Origin of the sequence: Paraburkholderia sp. RL17-347-BIC-D, assembly GCF_046027915.1 — a bacterium.
GTDB lineage: Bacteria > Pseudomonadota > Gammaproteobacteria > Burkholderiales > Burkholderiaceae > Paraburkholderia.
In genome coordinates, this window is record NZ_JARESS010000013.1 from 71,862 (window position 1) to 90,624 (window position 18,763).

An 18,763-nucleotide genomic window follows, 5' to 3' on the forward strand; every position below is an offset into this window, starting at 1 on the left:
GAGACTATTGATGAAGTGGAGCATGAAGAAAGCGACTGTCGGCGTGACTTGCGCCGGGCTCGCCGGGTTTGCAGCGGGCACGCACGCGCAGTCGAGCGTGACCTTGTACGGCATCGTCGACGCGGGTGTCGAATACGTGAACCATGCAAGCAAGGACGGCGGCGCCACGCGCCTCGTCTCGGGCGGCAAGAACACGTCGCGCTGGGGTTTGCGCGGCGTCGAGGATCTCGGCGGCGGGCTGAAGGCGGTGTTCCAGCTGGAAAGCGGCATCAACATCGCCAACGGCCAGTTCGACGACGGCCCCGGCGCGATCTTCGACCGCCGCGCGACCATCGGCCTGAAAAACCGCTTCGGGCAAATCACGCTCGGCCGCAATTTCACGACCACCTACGATTACATGCTGCCGTTCGATCCGATGGGTTACGCGCCAAACTACTCGTGGGCGACGTCATCCACGGCGACGGGCGGCCGTAAAGACGGTCTGTTCTCGCGCTCGGCCAATGCGGTGCGTTACGACGGCACATTTTCCGGCTTCAAGTTCGGCGCGATGTATGGTTTCGGCAATGTGCCGGGCAGCATGAAGTCGAGCTCGAAGTACGACTTCGGTCTCGGCTACGAGAGCGGTCCATTCGCGGCGGTCGCGACCTTCGACCGGCAGAACGGCGCGAACGACAGCGTCACGCCCGCCGATACGACCAACTACATTCAGGGCATTCACGCGGGCTTGAGCTATGACTTCGGCGCCGTGAAGGCGATGGCGGGCTACCGGAACTACCGGCGCACGTTCCACACCAGCGCGCCTACGCTGCGCAGCGACATGTACTGGATCGGCGGTCAATACGAAGTGACGCCGTTCATCTCGCTGTTCGCCGCGCTCTACCATCAGGACATCAAGGACGCGAGCGATGCCGATCCGACGCTGTTCTCGCTGCGCGCGCAGTACGCGCTGTCGAAACGCACGGTGCTGTATATGGCGGGAGGTTATGCGATGGCCAAGCACGGCAATGCAGTGAGTCTGTCGCGCGATTTGATTGGCGCGGCGGATACGCAAGCGGGTGTCACGGCGGGTATCCAGCATCGCTTTTGAAGTTTTTCGCTCGCCGAGTCGGACGGCGACGAAGTGGGCACGCTCGATGAATTTTGCCACCTGTAAAGCAGGTTTTTCTCGGATCAAATGGAGGTAATGTGAAACCACAACTGATCCACCCACCGCGCCCACCGTGAACATGAGTCCACACGCACGCGTGTGGACAGATACCGAAACCACGTGAGCAAGGTTAAAGAATGTCTTACGTAGCAAATATGGCTGAAGCCAATTCTCTTAAAGGACAACTTGTCGGCAACGGACAATGCGTGACGTTCGTCCATGCTGTTGTTTCCATTCCACCTTCCTCGTCGTGGCACCAGGGAGAAAAAGTAAGAACCGCGAATCTGATCAGACCAGGATCGGTTGTCGCAACATTCGACCCTAACGGCAGGTACGGAAACCACATTGACGGACGCAGCCATGCAGCCATTTATCTTGGCCGCAACGCCGCCGGTATTCAGGTTCTGGATCAGTGGAACGGACATGCGGTGCAGCCCGTCCACGAACGAACAATCCGCTTCAGAAACGGACACGGAGTGAAAGCCAACGACGGAGATCAATTCTATGTGGTCGAGTGAAAGCCTTTGTGTGGTGTTCTGGGCGGTAGCAAGCGGCGCCGCGGTGGCAGCACCGGTTGCTTGTCCGGCCAATGTGCTCGATTCCGGAGTCCGGCATGTCTTGAACAACGCGGCTTTGTACGATGGGCCGCCGGACCAGATGGTGAGCCTTGCACCCGTACCCGCTGGTCCTGTAGATCACTGGGATACCGATAAGATTGACCCCTATCTCGTCTGCAAATACAAGGGCACAGCCAGGACTGTTACGCTTCACGCGAAGAACGTGAGTATGTGTTCAGCAGGCATGAAGCCATTCAGGGCACATTGCAAGTAACAGACGGATGCCACCTTACGAGCTTGGGACAGCTTCCGAACTCGCAACAGCCAAAACAGCGCGATCCGGCCGACGAGGCAACACTCAATCGTGAGCACGATCGCGTTGTGGAACACGCTGTACATGAACGCGGTGCCGACCCGAATATCACATCACGCTCAACGGACCCAACCTCACGACGAAGATCGCGCCCGATCTTTAGCGTCGGCGAATTGCGTCAGTCAAGCTTTAAAAAACACGCGGCGCGTGGACCGCTGAATCGCCCTCGCGCCGCGTGTTTCGTGCGTTGCCAAACACTTCAGCCGCGCAACGTCACGCGGTGAAGTGTTGCCGCTCAGAAATTGAAGTTATCGATATTGCTCGAATCAAACGTGGTCGGCGGTCCAAGAATGATTTCGCCTTGCGGCCCGATGGTGCGTTTGCCGAGCTTGCCGGCGTCGAACGACTCGCCTTCCTTACCGCTGATTGTACCCGACGACAGCGCCGCCGCGGCATATGCGGCCAGGTAGCCGAGTTGACCCGGATCCCACAACTGGAACGCCTTCACAGTGCCGTTCTTCACGAACGCGCGCATCTGATTCGGTGTGCCCAGACCAGTCACCGCCACCTTGCCCTTGCTCGACGAGGTCGAGATATAGCGCGCGGCGGCGGCAATGCCGACCGTGGTCGGCGCGACGATCGCCTTCAGGTTCGGATACGCCTGCAACAAGCCCTGCGTTTCGACGAACGACTTCTGATCGTCATCGTTACCGTAGGCGATTTTCACGAGCTTGATCTTCGCATACTCCGGCTTCTTCAACTCCTCCTGCATCCACTTGATCCACGTGTTCTGATTGGTCGCGTTAGGCGTGGCCGACAGCACCGCGAACTCGCCCTCGCCGCCCATCAGTTTGGACACCAGTTGAATCTGGCCGCGGCCGATGCCTTCCGCGTTCGCCTGGTTGACGAACAGTTGCCGGCCTTCGGGCGCCGTGTCCGAGTCGAAGGTCACGACCTTGATGCCTTGCGACATCGCCTTCTTCAGATACGGCACCACCGCATTGGCGTCGTTGGCGGCAATCACGATCGCGTCCTGGCGCTGTGTGATCAGCGTATTGATGTACTGCACTTGCGACGAGGCACCCGCGTCCGACGGACCCACCGCTTTACCCACGCCGCCGAATTCCTTGATCGCGGCCATGCCGCCGTCGTCGGCGATCACTTCGTAGGGGTTGTTGATCTGCTTCGGCAAGAATGCGATTTTCAGGCCGCTTTTCAGGCCCGCGGCGGACGCGGCGCAACTGATCGCGATCAACGCGACGCACAGCGCCGCGGTGCCGGTGTGACGTAGAGGTTTGAACATAGAGTGTCTCCTGCCTTGTTGTTGGACGTGGTGTTGTCCGGGTTATCGGTTGTTGGACTTTCTCTTCGTAGACGCAGGCCTTGCTAAAAACGTTAGATGGAAGAAGCGGACTTCGCGATGAAACGCCGGTCGCGCGCCGCGCGCCAGCGGGCAACCAGATTCGGTATCAGCACCGACGCCAGCAGCAGCACACCGGTAACGATGGTGAGCGTTTCGCTGGACACGTCGTCGAGCGTCAGCGCGTTCTTCAGCACGCCGATGATCAGCAGCGACAGCAGCACGCCGATCATCGACCCGCGTCCGCCGAAAATACTCACGCCGCCGAACAGCACCGCCGCGATCACCGACAACTCGAAACCTTCGCCATTGTCGCCGCGCGCGCTGGTAAAGCGCAGCGTATAGACGATGCCCGCCAGCGCGCTCATGGCACCGGACAGCACGAACAGACGCAAGCGGATCTTCGCCACTTCGATGCCGGAGAACGCCGCGGCGGTCGGATTCGCGCCGATCGCGTAGAGACTGCGGCCGAACGCCGTGGACTGCAGCAGCACGGTGCAGACGATCGCGCCGACGATCACGATGACAAACGGCAACGGTATGAAACTCCCGCCCAGCGTATCCATGCCGAACGCCGTATAAGCGGGCGGGAAATCCGCCACGGCCTGGTCGCCGAGCAACACATAGGCAAGGCCGCGAAACAGCGCCAGCGTGCCGATCGTGACCGCGAGCGAAGGCAGATTGAGTTTGACGATCACGAGGCCGTTCAGTAACCCGGCCAACGCGCCGGCGGCCAGCACCAGCACGATCACGAGCGGCATCGGCAAGCCCATGTGCCACAGCACGCCCATCAACGCGCTGGATGCGCCGAGCACCGACGCCACCGACAGATCGATTTCGGCGGCGACGATGATGAGCGTCATCGGCAGCGCCATCAAAGCGATCTCGGTCAGATCGGCTAGCATGTTGCTCAGATTCGCGCCGGTCAGAAACACCGGCGACAGCAAGCGTCCGAGCGCGAGCGAGAGAATCAGCACGATTACCAGCAGCACTTCCCATTGCAGCGGCGTTTCGCGTTTGCGCGTGAGCAGCGCGGAATCGGGTTTAGCCATGATCGCGTTTCCTCATCATGCGTTTGGCGACGGAGCGGGCCAGCAAGGTATCGACGGTGATCGCGGCGACGATCAATGCGCCTTCAATGGCCTGCTCCCAGAACGGCGACACGTGCAGCACCACCAGCGCGATGCTGATCACGCCGAGCACGAGCGCGCCGAGCGTCGCGCCGAGAATCGTGCCGACGCCGCCCGTGATCGCGACGCTGCCCACCACCGCGGCGGCCACCACCTGCAATTCGATGCCCTTCGCGGTGCTCGCATCCACAGTGCCGAAGCGCGCCAGCCACAATGCGCCCGCAAAACCGGCAATCGCGCCGGACAGCAGGAAACCCGCCATCACGCGACGTTCGACATTCACGCCGGCCAGACGCGCCGCCTCCGGATTCGAGCCGATCGCGTAGTGTTCGCGGCCGCCGCGAAACTGCTTCAGATAGATGGCAAGACCAATCAGCACGACGATCGCGATCAGTGCGAGTGTCGGGATGCCGAGGAACGTGCCGGTGGCAAGACGCGAAAACGCATCGGGCAAGCTGGTGGCGTTGATCTGTCCGCCGTGCACCCACGCGTAGTCCGCACCGCGAAAAATGTACAGCGTGGACAGCGTCGCGACGAGCGACGGCACGCGCCCTACCGCGACCAGCAGCGCGTTGATGGTGCCCGCCACGAGACCGATGGCAAGCCCCGCTCCCAACGCGACGATCACCGGCATATGCGGAAACGCGACATACAGACTGCCGACCGCATACGCGCTGACGCCGACCGTCGATCCGACCGAGAGATCGATATGCCGCATCAGGATCACCACGGTCATGCCGGCTGTCAGTAAGCTGATAATCGACACATTCAGCAGCACGTCACGCAGATTCTGCAGATTCAGAAACTGAGGCTTCGCGAGCCCGGTGCCCACGATCAACAGAACCAGCACGACGAAGAGCGTCGTCTCGCGGCTCTTCGCGATGCTCGCGGCGAAACCGCCCGGCGAACTGGCCGCGCGCTTCGGGACCGGTGCCTGCACCGGTGCGGGATGAGTGGAAGAATGGCGCATCATGCGGCGTGTCCCAGCGGTGAAATCGGTTGGCCGGGTTGGCCAAGTGCCGCGCCCATGATGCGTTCCTCGTCGGCATCGGCACGCGCTATATCTGCGCTGATACGCCCCTCGTGCATCACCAGCACGCGGTCGGCCATGCCGAGGACTTCCGGCAATTCGCTCGAGATCATCAGCACCGCCATGCCGTCGCGCACCAGTTCGGCGAGCGCGCTATACACCTCGGCCTTCGCGCCGACGTCGATGCCGCGCGTGGGTTCGTCGATGATCAGCACTTTCGGCCCGGTGGCCAGCCATTTGCCGAGCACGACCTTCTGCTGATTGCCACCCGACAACGTGCCGACCGGCGCGTTGGGATCGCCTGCCTTCAGGCGCAGGCGCGTGCCCCATTGACTAGCGAGTTGCGTCTCGCTGCGCGTGGAGATGAGGCCGTGTTTGACGAGACGCCCGAGCACCGTCATCGATGCATTGCGCGCGATGCTCAATTCCAGGGCGAGTCCTTGCTGGCGGCGATCCTCCGGCACGAGTGCGAGTCCAGCGCGCACTGCGGCCGCAGGGCGTCCAGCGGTGAGACGCTCGCCGGCAATCCAGATTTCGCCCGAGTCGAGCGGATCAATGCCGAAGATCGCCCGCGCGACTTCGCTGCGCCCCGCGCCGACCAGTCCGGCGAGCGCGACGATCTCGCCCGCGCGCACGTCGAAGGAGATGTCCTTGAACACGCCGATGCGCGTGAGGCCACGCACCGACAGGCGCACTTCGCCGGGCGGCCGCTCGGCCTTCGGATAGAAGGTTTCCAGATCGCGCCCGACCATTTTGGCGACGATCGACTCGGTGTTGAGATCGGCGGTCAAACCGTCGAAGACTTTCGCGCCATCGCGCATGATCGTGACGCGTTGTGTCAGCGCGAATACTTCGTCGAGCCGGTGCGTGATGAACAGAATCGCCACGTCACGCTCGCGCAGCTTGCGCACGATGGCAAAGAGCCGCGCCACTTCGGGCAGCGACAACGCCGCGGTCGGTTCGTCCATGATCAGCACGTTGGCGTTCAGCGACAACGCCTTGGCAATTTCGATCACCTGCTGATCGGCAATCGACAAACCACGCACCAGTTGATCGGCGCGCAGATCCACACCGAGCGACGCCAGCAAGCCGTCCACCTCGCGGCGCATCGCGTCGTACTGAATCCGGCCGATGCGGTCGACCGGTTGCCGTCCCATGAAGATGTTCTCCGCGATCGACAGATCGAAGAACAGCGTCGGTTCCTGATAGATGACCGCGAGCCCGGCGTCGCGCGCCTCGGCGGGTGTCGCGAAGCGGCGCGCCGCGCCGTCCACCAACAACTCGCCGGTGTCCGGCTGATGCACGCCCGCGAGAATCTTCACGACCGTGGATTTGCCTGCGCCGTTTTCGCCGAGCAAGGCATGCACTTCGCCCGGCCAGAGCGCGAGGTCGCCGTCGGAGAGCGCGCGAACCCGCCCGAAAGATTTACTCGCATGCCGCAATTCGAGCCTCGGCACAGCGGATGTGGGTTGCTGCACTACGTGTCTCCTTCTTTTTCGTGTTCCAGGCAACGTCTTTCAGATGCGGTAGCAACGTTCCGCGTTACGGCAAAACAGCGCTTCTTTTTCGACGACGCTCGCGCCCTCCACAATCGACGCATACGCATGCCACAAATCCGCGTAAGAGCCGAACAGCCGGTCGACCGGAAAGTTCGAGGCGAACATCGCCCGCTCGACGCCGAATGTATCTATCGTTTCGAGTACGTAAGGCCGCAGGCTTTCAACAGTCCACTTATGATCGAACATCGCGAGTCCGCTGATCTTCACGGCGACATTGCGGCAACCCGCGAGCAAGCGCATGCCGTCGCGCCATGCGCGATAACCGGCCACGCTGCTGCGGTCGACGAACATGCCCGCGTGGTTGATCACGAACTGCGTGTCGCCATGCGCGCGCGCCAACGCCGCCGCCTCTTCCATCTGTGACGGATACAGTTGCAGATCGAACGACATGTCGTAACGGCGCAGCAACGCAAAGTGCTCGCGCCATTGCGGCTCGCGCATGAAATGACGGCCGACGTAATCGAACAGCTTGTTCTCGTGCACGTTCAGAATCTGCCGGATGCCACGCGTGTTGGCGAACGATGCATGCGCTTCGAGCACGGCCGGCGCATTCGGCGCGGACAGATCCACCGCGGCGACGATCGCGTTCGGCATGCCGCGCGATTCCTTGCGATCCGCAATGGACTGCAGCCAGCGCGTTTCTTCGACTGGATCGGCGGGATCGTGATTCGCTTCGACGTGCACGAGTTTCAGCACGTCGATATCGCCCGCTTCGCCCAACAGATCGTCGAGCAGGTAGTCGTGCTTCAGATCGCGCGCGTCGCCCACGAACGACACGCCCGGGTTTTCCAGCCACGGATAGCGATGCGTTTTCAGATCCCACAAATGGATATGCGAATCGACCACCTGCATGCGACATCCTCCGTCCGGTAAAGTCGTTTCGAGGTTTGAGATCCTGCCGGATCAGTTCAGCTTAGCGAATTCAAATGAAAGACCGGTTCGAGCGGCTGCTGCACGGGCGTGTGATCCGGGGCCGTCTGCATGATGTCGGCCATGTAATCCCACCATTTGCGCATCACCTCGAGTTGCGGCAGTTCGTCCATGGTGTGGTGGCTGTTTCGCGTCAGCACGGCGAAAAGATGATCCGAGCCCGGATCGAAGAAAATCCGATAGTCGCGCACACCGGCGTTGTGCAATGCATCAACCAGCTCGGGCCAGATTTGCGCATGACGTCGTTCGTATTCCTCGCGCATGCCGGGGTTGAGCACCATCCGGAAAGCGATTGTCTCCATTGCGGCCTGTCTCCCGTCGTATCCGGGCGCTTTTCCAGCGAAGCGTGGAAGCGTCTGATACGACTATAATTCCTGCGTCGATAGCATCTCAATCCGAAGTTGGGATTGGGCGATCCACAAACCGAATCGCATCCGCCCCATGAGCCAACCCTCAGCAACTGTCGCACTCGTCAATCGGCTCAAGTTCAAGCACCTCGCGCTGCTCGTCGCGCTCGACGACGCGCGCAATCTCCATCAGGCCGCCGAGGCCGTCAACGTGGCCCAGCCGAGCGCGAGCCGCATGCTCGGCGATATCGAAGAAGCGTTCGGCTTCCTGCTGTTCGAGCGCAACGCGCGCGGCATGACGCCCACGCCGCTCGGCGTCGTCACGCTGGCTTACGCGCGGCGCGCGCTGGCCGAACTGACCCGTTTCGCCGAAGACCTCGACGTGAAACGCCGCGGCGGTCATGGCCAACTGACGGTCGGCGCGATCATGGGCGCCGCGCCCGATCTGCTCGCCATGGCGGTCGCCGCGCTGAAAACCGAGAGCCCGCTGCTGAACGTGCGCATTCTCGGCGAAACCAGCGACCAGGTCGTGCAATTGCTGCATCGCCGCGAAGTCGACTTGGCGCTTGGGCGCCTGACCAGTCCGCTGCAACACAACGATTTCAGTTTCGAGCCGCTCGCGCGCGAGACGTTGTTGCTGGTGGTGCGTTCGGTGCATCCGCTCGCGCAGCGCGCGCGCCTCACGCTGCGTGAACTGATCGACTGGCCGTGGGTGGCGCAACCTGTCACCAGTCCGGCGCGTGTACTGTTCGAAGAGGAACTCGCGCGCGCGGGACTGGCCACGCCGGTGAACCTGACCGAATGCGCGTCGATTTTTGCCACGCTGCAATTGCTCGAAAATTACGATGCGGTGGCGATGCTGCCGGAGTCGGTGGTGCGGGATCATTTGCGCGGCAAACTGCTGATCGCGCTGCCGCTCGAAATCGGCAAGAGCCTCGCCGGCTTCGGCATTCTCACGCGCAAGGAAGAACCGCTCGCCGAACCGGCGTTGCGCTTCATCGACCTGTTGCGCGGTTTCTCGCGCAAGCTCAAGCGCGATGACACCGCCGCGGCCGCTCCCGACTCGGTGATCGCGTCTTCGGCGCCCGTGAACTGAAATCGGCATCGGCGCGTTACTGCAGGTTGACGAAGAGACCGCCGTCCACCAGCAACGCCGCGCCGGTCACATAGCGCGCGCGGTCGGAAGCGAGGAACGTCACGCAATCGGCGACATCTTCCGGGCGGCCCAGTCTGCCGAGCGGAATGCGCTTTTCGAAGTAGGCTTTTTTGGCTTCGTCGGCGAGGTCTTCCGCATTCAGGTCGGTTGCGATGGTGCCCGGCATCACCGAGTTGCAGCGAATGCCGTACGGTCCCAATGCGACTGCGCAGGATTGCATCAGCGAATGCACGCCAGCCTTGGTCGGCGTGTAATGCGTTTGCATGCCGCCGCCCACTAGCGCGCTGATCGAACTCGTCGCCACGATCGCGCCGCCCGTGCCTTGCAGCTTCATCTGTTGCGCGGCGGCTTGCGTGACATAGAAGGCGCCGTTCAGATTGACCGCTACCGTCGATTCCAATACTTCCGGCGGCATGTCGAGAAACGCGTGGAACGGACAGATGCCCGCGTTGCTGGCTAGCACGTCGACTTTGCCGAAAGCTTCGACCGTATGGCGCACCAGTTGCTGACCTGTTTCGCGCGCGGCGACGTTGCCCTCGATCGCAATCACGCGCCGCCCCAGCGCCTCGATTTCGGCGACCACTTCCGCGACCGCGGAGCGGCGTCCATACGATGCATCGTTATCGCCCCAGTAGTTGATCGCCACGTCCGCACCTTCGGTTGCGCACGCAACCGCGATCGCACGGCCGATGCCGCGCGAGCCGCCGGTGACGATCACGACCTTGTCCTTGAGCAGCACGTCATTCTCCTTTTATGTTTCTACGTTGCGGCGGGTTACGCGCAGCGAGCGCCGCAACTCAACTAACGCAATCAACGCGCGTAATCAACGCGGATAAGGCCGCACCAATGCACATTCCGGATTCAGCCTCACACCGAATCCCGGCGTGTCCGGCACCTTCATGCGTCCGTTCACCGGCACCGGCTCGTCGAGCAGCAGCGGCGTGAACATCGGCACGACCTCGTCAGCCTTGGGCGCCATCATCAGAAACTCGGCGAACGGCGAGTTGTGCCGCGTGACCACGAAGTGATAGCTATACACCGATGAACCGTGCGGCACGACCATCACATTATGGGCATCCGCTAACGCGGAGATCTTGATCAATTCGGTAATGCCGCCGCACCAGCCGACATCCGGTTGAATCAGATCGCAACATTGCATCTCGAGCAGCATGCGAAAGCCCCAGCGCGTCGCTTCGTGTTCGCCGGTCGACACCATCATGCCGCGCGGCACGTTGCGGCGCAGTTCGGCGTAACCCCAGTAGTCGTCGGGCGGCAGGCATTCTTCAATCCACTTGAGGCCGTATTCGTGCGCCGCTTGCGCGAGCCGCGTCGCATACGGCACGTCGAGGCTCATCCAGCAGTCGTACATCAGCCAGAAGTCGTCGCCGACGCGGCTGCGCATGTCCGCGAGCTTTTCCAGATTCTGCTTGAGGCCCGCTTCGCCTTCAGCCGGACCGTGCTGCAACGGCAGCTTGCCGCCGATAAAACCCATCTCCTTCGCGAGATCGGGCCGCGCGCCGGTTGCGTAGAACACGAGTTCGTCGCGCACCGGACCGCCCAATAGCTGGTACACCGGCTCCTTGCGCACTTTCGCGAGCAGATCCCACAACGCGAGATCGACGCCCGAGATCGTATTCAGCACCACGCCTTTGCGGCCGTAGTACAACGTGGAGAAGTACATCTGATCCCACATCTTCTCGATGTCGGTAACGAGTTGGCCTTCGAGAAAACGCGCGAGATGTTTCTCGACGATGAATGCGCCGATCTCGCCGCCCGTCGTCACCGCGAAACCGACGGTGCCGTCGCTCGCTTCGATCTCCACCACCAGCGTGCCGAGCACGTTGATACCGAACGACTGGCGGCTCTGCCGATACTCCGGATAACGCGCCATCGGCGTGGAAATGTGATCGTCGATCCAGTGTCCGCCGGGTTGGTCGTGATAATCCGCACCGCCGCCGCGGACGATGAAGGCACGCACGTGCCGGATGGTAGGCATGGCCATGAATGGGGCTCCGTTATGAGTGCGTCGAGCGAGCGCCTAGCGGGCGCGATGCAGTAAGGTTTCGAAAGTGGTGTGCGGCTGCGCGGGATCGCGGCGCAAGAGCGTGCCGATCAGCAGCGCGGCGAGCAGACTCGACACGCCCAGCACGACCAGTCCCGCCGACGTCGACGAAAACGCGTGTTCCGCCGCGGTGCGCAAGCTCGGTGCGATGAAGCCGCCGAGTCCGCCGAGCGAATTAATCAAGGCGATGCCGCCCGCCGCGGCAGCGCCCGTGAGGTAACGCGTGGGGAAGGTCCAGAAGAGCGGCTGCGCCGCGATAAAACCGCTCGCCGCACAACAAAGGGCGAGCAAGCCGAGCAGCGGGCTATGCACGAGTCCCGACACGCCGATGCCGAGCCCGGCGACGATCAGCAAGGCCACCGCCCAACGCCGATGCTCACCCGTGCGATCCGCGCGCCGCGGCACATACCAGGTCACGGCCAGCGCGCACAGCCACGGCAACGCGGCGACGAGTCCCACGCGCAAACCGACCGTCGTGCCAAGGAATGCCGCCACCTGTTGCGGCAAATAAAAGATCACGCCGTACACGCTCATCTGGATCAGCAGATAGATCGCCGACAGCAGCAACACACGGCGGTCCACCAGCGCCGCGAGAATGCGATGCGGGCCGTGCGCGGACGCAAGCAGTGCGTCGTCGTCGAGAGCCGCGCGCAAGCTGGCGCGCTCTTGCGGTTCGAGCCAACGCGCATCTTCGGGACGATTGTCGAGATACCAGAAGGCCCACACGCCGACCACTGACGCCAGCGCGCCTTCCACCAGAAAGAGCCATTGCCAGCCGGTAAGTCCAAGTGCACCGTGCAATTCGAGCAGCGAGCCCGACAAGGGGCTACCGAAAATAAACGCCAGCGGCGCGCCGAAATAGAAGACGCCCACCGCGCGTGCCCGGGACGACTGCGGAAACCAGTGCGTCAGATAATAGATCACGCCGGGAAAGAAACCCGCCTCGGCGACGCCGAGCAGAAACCGCAGCGTGTAGAACGCGGTTGGCGTATGAGCAAGGCACATGGCCGCCGATACGAGCCCCCACGTCACCATGATCCGGCACATCCAGGCACGCGCGCCGACCCGATGCAACAGAAGATTGCTCGGCACCTCGAACAACGCATAGCCGACGAAAAACACCCCCGCACCGAACGCAAACGCCGCATTCGACAGACCGGTATCGTGCTGCAAGGCCTTCTGCGCGAAACCGATATTGGCGCGATCGAGAAACGCCAGCACGTACATCAGCAGCAGAAACGGCAGCAGCCGGCGCATAACCTTGCTGTTGATCGCCTCGAGTGAAACGGGCGCAGGCGCTTCCATGTCGTCTCCTTCGCAGAGCGCGCGGGCGGCGGCTCTGCGTTTTCTTGTCTTGCGTACCGCTACTGAGATCAGGCTCGCGTGATGCCGCGTCGCCTCAGTACGTTGCGCGACCGCCGGACAGGTCGAACACCGATCCGGTGCTGAACGCGCAGTCCTCGGACGAGAGCCACAGAATCAGCGACGCCGCTTCTTCCGGCAACAGGAAACGGTTCATCGGAATCTTCGAGAGCATGTAGTCGATGTGCTGCTGCGACATCGAATCGAAGATCTCGGTTTTGGCCGCGGCCGGTGTGACGGCATTGACGAGAATGTTCTTAGTCGCGAGTTCCTTGCCGAGCGATTTGGTCAGGCCGATGAGACCTGCCTTGGAGGCGCTGTAGTGCGAGGCGTTCGGGTTGCCCTCCTTGCCGGCCACCGAGGCGATATTGACGATCCGGCCATAGCCCTGCTTGAGCATTTGCGGCACGACCGCGCGACAGGTGAGATACGGGCCGATCAGGTTCACGTCGATCACGCGGCGCCAGACGTCGGGCTCCAGTTCCCACGTGGCGCCGTTGCCGCCGGTAATGCCGGCGCAATTGATCAGCACGTCGATCGCGCCATGATCCGCGACGGTTTGCGCCACCGCCTGCGCGACGGCGGCTTCCTGCGTGAGTTCGACGGTGACCGCGGTGACTTTGCCCAGTTCGCTAAGCTCACGCTGGCTGCGCGCGAGGCGGTCCGCGTCCACGTCCCATAGCGCGACCGAGGCGCCCGAGTTCAGCGCCCGTTGCGCCACCGCGTAGCCAATGCCACGCGCGCCGCCGGTAATGGCGACTACGCGCCCCTCCAGATCGATTCGATTCATCGCTGTGCTCCTTGGCAGGCCTATGCGGCGTGCCTTTGTGTTGTTGTATGCCGGCTGGTTGTGCTGTCAGTGCTGCTTGTGCTGACGGTTCAGCCAATATACGAGCGCTGCGATGCGCTAACAATTCGAGTATTGGAGGGGGTGATAACAAAAGTGGATCGCGGAAAGCGAGGCAAACCCTGGTATTAATCCGCCCTCCCCGTCATTGAAACTTCATATATTGACGGGACAATCGCGCCACTGAGAGAGAGAGAGAGCGGGCTGTTGTTGCCCATAAAAATCGAATGCAAATCCAGCTGAATACACCGGCCAGCAGAGTCAGTTTTCATCGGGGATTCGGTCTGCGTGCAAGTACGACGCCCACGGGCGATGGCTTGCACTCGGCGGATCTCGTCATCGAAGAACCCGGACGCCCTCCGCGCGCGTTCAACTCGCTAGACTTTTTCTACGACCACGAACAGGCAATCGGCTACGCAACCGCTTGGGGGCGTATCTGGGTCGACTCGAAGATGTAGAGCGCTTCATTGGACGTCCGTGCCTGCGTCACCGTTGCCAGGACGACGCCTTATCCCTGTGGCAGCGCACGCCTCGCTGGTCCATACTAGTGCAGCGCAATCGCGCTCAAACCCCGGAGGGACGGCCCCATCCAACCCCTTTTACTTTATTTTTTTGCACTTGCACAACCGCTCCATCGAGCCGGATACTGATTTGGCCCGCGCTGTCACCGGGTGCATCAGTCTTCGCCCGCTCCGCGCGGGCTCATTTCGAACGATGGATGCGAACGTCAGGAGGCGCCATGGAAGTCTGCGATGGATGCTCCTACATCGACGGCCTGCCAGTCGATGTGCAACGGCAGGAAAACCTCACGCTCATCGGTGTCGCGGAGTGCAACGGCACGCTCGTCCTCGAGCACTATCGCTGCGATAAGTGCCGGGCCGTTATCGCCAGACAATTCACGGGCGACTCCGACGAACGGGTCTGGAGCGTGATCGAAGCCTCTCCTTAGGCAAGCGACGCCACCATCCGTCAGCTCAGTGCCATTCACGGTGAACGCCTACAATCAGCAAGGCATGATGCGGCACACACACGCCGCAGCGCTTCCCTGTTGATTCCGGAGGAACCATGAGTCGAACTGAGACTGCATTGATTGTCGGCGCGGGCAAGGGCTTGAGCGCCTCCCTCGCACGCCTGTTTTCGGCGGAGGGCATGCAGGTCGCGCTCGCCGCCCGCGATACCGGCAAGCTGACGGACCTGGTCGATGAGACGGGCGCCCTGCCCGTGAGTTGCGACGCCAGTCAAGCAGACCAGGTCACGGCACTCTTCGAGCGTGTGGAAAAAGCGTTCGGCGTCCCCGATCTCGTCGTCTACAACGCGAGCGGCCGCTATCGCGCACCAGTTGACGCCATTGAGCCACAGAAGCTCGAAGACGCCTTCAAAGTGACCGCCCTCGGCGGCTTTCTCGTGGCCCAGGCCGCGGCGGTGCGCATGTTGGCGCGCGGCCACGGCACTGTGCTGCTGACCGGCGCGACTGCCAGCGTGAAAGGACTGCCCGGCTCCACTCCATTCGCCATGGGCAAATTCGCGCTACGGGGCATGGCCCAATGCATGGCGCGCGAGTTGGCGCCAAAGAACATTCACGTTGCCCATTTCGTGATCGACGGCGGCATCGCCAGCAGCGCGAGAGGTCCGGAAGAAGGCGGCGCGGACGACAAATGGCTGGACCCCGATGCCATTGCAAGGGAATACCTTCACATTCATCGTCAGCATCGCAGCGCGTGGACGTGGGAGGTCGAACTGCGCCCGTGGGTCGAGCGGTTCTAGGCCTCGTTGCTCGTCTGACCTAACGCACCAGAAATCCGTGGGTCAGCGGGTCACGCTCGTCGATAATCCAGGTCGCGAAGCCGCACACAAAGGCATTGCCTTCGACTTCTGGAATGACAGCCTTGAGATCGCCCACCGTGGTTTCGCTCAGGACGCGCCCTTTGAACACGGTGCCGATAATGGACTCGTTCACCAGGGTGTCGTCCTTGCCCAGCTTTCCACGCAAATAAAGCTGCGCGACCCGGCCTCCCGTTCCGGAGCCGGTCGGTGAGCGGTCCACCTCACGATCGGCAAACACACAACAGTTCGCTTGCGTCGAATCCGCATGCCGCGGCGCATTTGCAATGATGGTGCCGTAGATGTGGTTGATCTCGGGGATGAAGGGATGCTCGACAGGAAACGCCTTGTTGGCCGCCTGCTTGACTTCATCGCCGAAGCGGATGAGCTCTTCCACCGACGACTCCCGCACCGCGAGACCATGCGGCTCGCCGTCGGTGTAAAAGTAGAACGCGCCGCCGAACGCGATATCGCCCGTCACCGAACCGAACGACGGTGTCTCGACGGTCACGTCCTGCTTCCAGATAAACGACGGCACGTTGACGAAGCGGACATTGCCGGCGTGCTCGCCATCCCACTTCACGAATGCTTCGATGAACCCGCACGGCGCGTCGATGCCCACGCGCGTTTCGGGTATCTCACGCTGAACCCAACCCAGTTCGACCGCCGCCGTCGACAGCGCGATGACACCGTGGCCGCAATGGTCGCTGTACCCTTCGTTGTGAAGGAAGATGATGCCGAAGTCGGCATTCGGGCTGACTGGTTCTGTCAGATACCCGCCGTACATATCGGCATGCCCACGCGGTTCGAACATCAACGCCCGGCGGATATCGTCGGCGTTTTCCTTCAGCCATGCGCGCCGCTTGACGATCGTGTCGCCGGGCAGACGCGGCAAACCGCTGGTGACAATGCGGAATGCCTCGCCGCCGGTGTGAACTTCAACAGTCTGGATAGTGCGTGAAATTTTCATGTTTGCTTCATGAAGTCAATGGGTCGCTTGCCGTTACTGTCCGTAAGGGACCGGCAAGCCGTTCTTGATGACGTACACGGTGGTCGGCGCGCCCTTCAGGTCACCGGACTCGTCGAACGAATAGGTGCCCGCGACGCCCTTATAGTTTTCCTTCGCGAGTTGGGCGGTCAGCTTGGCCTTGTCCGTTGTGGTTCCCGCCTTCACCATCGCGTCGGCCAGCAACTTGACGCCGTCGTAGTAACTCACGGCATAGACCTGCGTATCGATGTTATAGGCCGCCTTGTACTTTTGCAGAAATTCGCGGCCGGCCGCTGTCTTCTCCAGCGCAATGCCGCCCTGCGCGCAATACACGATCGATGCCGCTTCGCCGGCAACCTTGCCCATGTCAGCCGAGCAGATGCCGTCGCCGCCGAGCAGCTTCGCCCTCAGTCCGCGTTGGCGCATCTGTTTGGCCATCGGCGCCCCCTGCGACGCGTACCCGCCGAAGAAAATCACATCGGGATTTTTGGCCTTGATGGTCGTCAGAATGCCGAGGAAGTCGGTCGCCGACGAGTTGGTGAATTCCTGAGCCACGATCTGAATGCCGTTCGCCTTGGCGACCTTCGTGAACTGTTCGGCGACGCCTTGACCATACGCCGTGCGATCGTCGATGACAGCAGCCGTCTTGGCCTTCAAGGTCTTCGCGGCGAACTGCCCCATCGTGCCACCCAGTTGCTCGTCGCTCGCGCCGATCCGGAAGATGTTCTTGAAGCCCTGCTTGGTCAGCGCCGGGTTCGATGCGACCGGCAGCATCGGCACATTGCCGGTGTTGTAGACGCGCGAGGCGGGAATCGCCACGCCCGAGTTGTACGGTCCGACCACCGCGACTACGCCGCTGTCCACCAGTTTCTGCGCAACCTGCACGCCGATTTTCGGGTCCGCCTGGTCGTCTTCCGAGTCCAGTTTAAAGGTGACCTTCTGACCCGAGACAGTGACGCCCGCCTTGTTCAACTCGTCGATGGCGAGCCGCGCCCCGTTCTCGTTGTCCTTGCCGTTCGGTGCCTGCGGACCGGTGAGCGGCGCCGAATGACCGATGGTGACGACAACCTGGGCACTCGCGGACAGGGTGAAACCAGCGGCCATCAATGCGGCCGCAGTCATTGCAAGACATCGCATACCGGACTCCGATTGGACTAGGGAGCAATCACCTTATGCTCAATTGGGTTCCAGTTCAATCGAGCGGTACGCCAGGCTCCGCATCGCCAGATGATCCGTGCGTCACCGCTCGGCTCGAAAATCATCAAAGCCGCAGCAGTTCGTTTTTCATCCACTCGTGGACGGCGTGACTCAATTCCTGCTGGGTCATGTCCTGCGGAGACAACGGCGGGCCGACCACCACGCGAATATGCCCGCGGCCGTCGGGCCAGCCTTTCGTCGGCCAGACCTTGCCCGCGTTCAACACCACGGGCACAGCCGGCACGCCGGTCGCGCACGCCAGCCGAACGCCGCCGGACGTCATTCGCAACGGTGCATCGTGCGCCACCCGGGTGCCCTCCGGGAAAATGACGACGACGTCGCCCTTGGCCAGCCTCTCCGCGCTTTCCTTCGTCACAGCCTGGTGAGCCTGTCGCGCGGAACCGCGATTCAGGCTGACCATATCGAGGCCGCGCAACACCCAGCCGAAGAACGGGATGCGCAGGAGATCCTCCTTGAACACAAAACTGATGCGGCGCGGGAAAAGCGCGAGGAATGCGAGCGTTTCCCACGTCGACTCATGACGGCTCAGGATGATCACCGGGCCGTCGGGAAGATTGTCGAGCCCGTCTACCGAACATGAAACGCCGGGTAGCCAACGCATGACGAAAACCAGCGCACGACACCACTGCTTGGCGAGCCAGTATCGTCCAGCGCGTCCGACGAAGGGAAAGAGAAGCAGGATAAGGATTGAATACAGCGTGCCGCTACCGAGCAGGTAGACGATAAAAAGCCATTTGGTAAAAGTTGAGCGCATCGGGACCTGAATCGGATGGTAAGCGGCGGAGGATTTCATGGTAACGCGTTGAGACTCCGACGTGAGTGATACGTTCGGTCGCGCGCGGGAGACGCGCGCCGGGCGCTCCCGCCGCTCACCGACGGATCGAATTCGGCTTGCGTTCCTCGTTCTTATCACGCATCCGTTTCTGGACGACACCC

At 62.0% G+C, this 18,763-nt stretch carries 20 protein-coding genes; 7 read left to right on the forward strand and 13 right to left on the reverse strand.

The window, feature by feature from the left end; all coding sequences use genetic code 11:
• The first annotated feature begins 10 nt into the window (after positions 1-10).
• The 3 genes from P0D96_RS19400 (at position 11) to P0D96_RS19410 (ending at position 1,978) form a co-directional block, all read left to right on the forward strand.
• Entirely contained in the window at positions 11-1,087 is a 1,077-nt protein-coding gene (locus P0D96_RS19400; protein ID WP_132377473.1) for a porin, read from the forward strand.
• Positions 1,088-1,284: 197 nt separating this feature from the next.
• Positions 1,285-1,665: a BPSL0067 family protein gene (locus tag P0D96_RS19405; RefSeq protein WP_408178123.1), complete on the forward strand. Its 381-nt coding sequence runs from the start codon at positions 1,285-1,287 to the stop codon at positions 1,663-1,665.
• Positions 1,652-1,978 (forward strand): STY0301 family protein, encoded by a 327-nt coding sequence (locus P0D96_RS19410; protein ID WP_408178124.1) that lies wholly within the window; start codon positions 1,652-1,654, stop codon positions 1,976-1,978. The genes P0D96_RS19405 and P0D96_RS19410 overlap by 14 nt, the downstream gene beginning before the upstream one ends.
• A 334-nt stretch (positions 1,979-2,312) precedes the next feature.
• Here the strand turns inward: P0D96_RS19410 and rhaS are convergent, their stop codons facing one another.
• From rhaS to rhaM, 6 genes are all read right to left on the reverse strand, one after another.
• Positions 2,313-3,320: a rhamnose ABC transporter substrate-binding protein gene (rhaS, locus tag P0D96_RS19415; RefSeq protein ID WP_132377476.1), complete on the reverse strand. Its 1,008-nt coding sequence runs from the start codon at positions 3,318-3,320 to the stop codon at positions 2,313-2,315.
• 92 nt (positions 3,321-3,412) lie between these two features.
• The gene (locus tag P0D96_RS19420; protein WP_408314870.1) at positions 3,413-4,429 is read right to left on the reverse strand and encodes an ABC transporter permease; all 1,017 of its coding nucleotides are present in this window, start codon (positions 4,427-4,429) and stop codon (positions 3,413-3,415) included.
• On the reverse strand, positions 4,422-5,480 hold the full coding sequence (locus tag P0D96_RS19425) for an ABC transporter permease (protein ID WP_408314872.1): 1,059 nt from the start codon (positions 5,478-5,480) through the stop codon (positions 4,422-4,424). Before P0D96_RS19425 ends, P0D96_RS19420 begins: the two co-directional genes overlap by 8 nt.
• Positions 5,477-7,015, reverse strand: coding sequence for a sugar ABC transporter ATP-binding protein (locus P0D96_RS19430; RefSeq protein ID WP_408314874.1), 1,539 nt, complete (start codon positions 7,013-7,015; stop codon positions 5,477-5,479). The genes P0D96_RS19425 and P0D96_RS19430 overlap by 4 nt, the downstream gene beginning before the upstream one ends.
• 39 nt (positions 7,016-7,054) lie before the next feature.
• Positions 7,055-7,948, reverse strand: a complete 894-nt coding sequence (locus tag P0D96_RS19435) for an amidohydrolase family protein (protein ID WP_408314875.1) — start codon at positions 7,946-7,948, stop codon at positions 7,055-7,057.
• Positions 7,949-8,004: 56 nt separating this feature from the next.
• Complete coding sequence (rhaM, locus tag P0D96_RS19440; protein ID WP_132377481.1) at positions 8,005-8,328, reverse strand: L-rhamnose mutarotase; 324 nt, start codon at positions 8,326-8,328, stop codon at positions 8,005-8,007.
• Between the two features lie 139 nt (positions 8,329-8,467).
• On the opposite strand from rhaM, the gene P0D96_RS19445 reads away from it, so the two are divergent.
• Positions 8,468-9,469, forward strand: a complete 1,002-nt coding sequence (locus P0D96_RS19445; protein WP_408314877.1) for a LysR family transcriptional regulator — start codon at positions 8,468-8,470, stop codon at positions 9,467-9,469.
• Between the two features lie 16 nt (positions 9,470-9,485).
• Here P0D96_RS19445 and lra1 read toward each other — a convergent pair whose 3' ends face one another.
• The 4 genes from lra1 to P0D96_RS19465 all read right to left on the reverse strand — a co-directional run bounded on the left by lra1 (position 9,486) and on the right by P0D96_RS19465 (position 13,743).
• A complete protein-coding gene (gene lra1 / locus P0D96_RS19450) occupies positions 9,486-10,268 on the reverse strand; it encodes an L-rhamnose 1-dehydrogenase Lra1 (RefSeq protein WP_132377483.1) in 783 nt (260 codons plus the stop codon).
• An 84-nt stretch (positions 10,269-10,352) separates the two neighbouring features.
• Positions 10,353-11,531, reverse strand: a complete 1,179-nt coding sequence (gene rhmD, locus P0D96_RS19455) for an L-rhamnonate dehydratase (protein ID WP_012427543.1) — start codon at positions 11,529-11,531, stop codon at positions 10,353-10,355.
• 36 nt (positions 11,532-11,567) lie between these two features.
• Positions 11,568-12,896, reverse strand: coding sequence for an MFS transporter (locus P0D96_RS19460; protein WP_408285188.1), 1,329 nt, complete (start codon positions 12,894-12,896; stop codon positions 11,568-11,570).
• A gap of 94 nt (positions 12,897-12,990) precedes the next feature.
• Entirely contained in the window at positions 12,991-13,743 is a 753-nt protein-coding gene (locus tag P0D96_RS19465) for an SDR family NAD(P)-dependent oxidoreductase (protein WP_132377485.1), read from the reverse strand.
• 284 nt (positions 13,744-14,027) lie between these two features.
• On the opposite strand from P0D96_RS19465, the gene P0D96_RS19470 reads away from it, so the two are divergent.
• The 3 genes from P0D96_RS19470 to P0D96_RS19480 all read left to right on the forward strand — a co-directional run bounded on the left by P0D96_RS19470 (position 14,028) and on the right by P0D96_RS19480 (position 15,564).
• Positions 14,028-14,258, forward strand: a complete 231-nt coding sequence (locus P0D96_RS19470; RefSeq protein WP_408178131.1) for a hypothetical protein — start codon at positions 14,028-14,030, stop codon at positions 14,256-14,258.
• Between the two features lie 281 nt (positions 14,259-14,539).
• The gene (locus tag P0D96_RS19475; RefSeq protein ID WP_408285191.1) at positions 14,540-14,749 is read left to right on the forward strand and encodes a hypothetical protein; all 210 of its coding nucleotides are present in this window, start codon (positions 14,540-14,542) and stop codon (positions 14,747-14,749) included.
• 116 nt (positions 14,750-14,865) lie between these two features.
• Positions 14,866-15,564, forward strand: a complete 699-nt coding sequence (locus P0D96_RS19480) for an SDR family NAD(P)-dependent oxidoreductase (protein WP_408314880.1) — start codon at positions 14,866-14,868, stop codon at positions 15,562-15,564.
• A gap of 19 nt (positions 15,565-15,583) precedes the next feature.
• Here P0D96_RS19480 and lhpH read toward each other — a convergent pair whose 3' ends face one another.
• From lhpH to P0D96_RS19495, 3 genes are all read right to left on the reverse strand, one after another.
• Positions 15,584-16,591: a trans-3-hydroxy-L-proline dehydratase gene (lhpH, locus tag P0D96_RS19485; protein WP_408314882.1), complete on the reverse strand. Its 1,008-nt coding sequence runs from the start codon at positions 16,589-16,591 to the stop codon at positions 15,584-15,586.
• A gap of 33 nt (positions 16,592-16,624) precedes the next feature.
• The gene (locus tag P0D96_RS19490; RefSeq protein WP_408178134.1) at positions 16,625-17,746 is read right to left on the reverse strand and encodes a branched-chain amino acid ABC transporter substrate-binding protein; all 1,122 of its coding nucleotides are present in this window, start codon (positions 17,744-17,746) and stop codon (positions 16,625-16,627) included.
• Positions 17,747-17,870: 124 nt separating this feature from the next.
• Positions 17,871-18,581, reverse strand: coding sequence for a lysophospholipid acyltransferase family protein (locus P0D96_RS19495; RefSeq protein WP_132377491.1), 711 nt, complete (start codon positions 18,579-18,581; stop codon positions 17,871-17,873).
• Between the last annotated feature and the right edge of the window lie 182 nt (positions 18,582-18,763).

Bases quoted from the DNA above. Each gene is read 5' to 3' on its own strand.
- P0D96_RS19400 (WP_132377473.1), top strand. From the start codon at position 11: ATGAAGTGGAGCATGAAGAAAGCGACTGTCGGCGTGACTTGCGCCGGG.
- P0D96_RS19405 (WP_408178123.1), top strand. From the start codon at position 1,285: ATGTCTTACGTAGCAAATATGGCTGAAGCCAATTCTCTTAAAGGACAA.
- P0D96_RS19410 (WP_408178124.1), top strand. From the start codon at position 1,652: ATGTGGTCGAGTGAAAGCCTTTGTGTGGTGTTCTGGGCGGTAGCAAGC.
- rhaS (WP_132377476.1), bottom strand. From the start codon at position 3,320: ATGTTCAAACCTCTACGTCACACCGGCACCGCGGCGCTGTGCGTCGCG.
- P0D96_RS19420 (WP_408314870.1), bottom strand. From the start codon at position 4,429: ATGGCTAAACCCGATTCCGCGCTGCTCACGCGCAAACGCGAAACGCCG.
- P0D96_RS19425 (WP_408314872.1), bottom strand. From the start codon at position 5,480: ATGATGCGCCATTCTTCCACTCATCCCGCACCGGTGCAGGCACCGGTC.
- P0D96_RS19435 (WP_408314875.1), bottom strand. From the start codon at position 7,948: ATGCAGGTGGTCGATTCGCATATCCATTTGTGGGATCTGAAAACGCAT.
- rhaM (WP_132377481.1), bottom strand. From the start codon at position 8,328: ATGGAGACAATCGCTTTCCGGATGGTGCTCAACCCCGGCATGCGCGAG.
- P0D96_RS19445 (WP_408314877.1), top strand. From the start codon at position 8,468: ATGAGCCAACCCTCAGCAACTGTCGCACTCGTCAATCGGCTCAAGTTC.
- rhmD (WP_012427543.1), bottom strand. From the start codon at position 11,531: ATGGCCATGCCTACCATCCGGCACGTGCGTGCCTTCATCGTCCGCGGC.
- P0D96_RS19460 (WP_408285188.1), bottom strand. From the start codon at position 12,896: ATGGAAGCGCCTGCGCCCGTTTCACTCGAGGCGATCAACAGCAAGGTT.
- P0D96_RS19465 (WP_132377485.1), bottom strand. From the start codon at position 13,743: ATGAATCGAATCGATCTGGAGGGGCGCGTAGTCGCCATTACCGGCGGC.
- P0D96_RS19470 (WP_408178131.1), top strand. From the start codon at position 14,028: ATGCAAATCCAGCTGAATACACCGGCCAGCAGAGTCAGTTTTCATCGG.
- P0D96_RS19475 (WP_408285191.1), top strand. From the start codon at position 14,540: ATGGAAGTCTGCGATGGATGCTCCTACATCGACGGCCTGCCAGTCGAT.
- P0D96_RS19480 (WP_408314880.1), top strand. From the start codon at position 14,866: ATGAGTCGAACTGAGACTGCATTGATTGTCGGCGCGGGCAAGGGCTTG.
- lhpH (WP_408314882.1), bottom strand. From the start codon at position 16,591: ATGAAAATTTCACGCACTATCCAGACTGTTGAAGTTCACACCGGCGGC.
- P0D96_RS19490 (WP_408178134.1), bottom strand. From the start codon at position 17,746: ATGCGATGTCTTGCAATGACTGCGGCCGCATTGATGGCCGCTGGTTTC.
- P0D96_RS19495 (WP_132377491.1), bottom strand. From the start codon at position 18,581: ATGCGCTCAACTTTTACCAAATGGCTTTTTATCGTCTACCTGCTCGGT.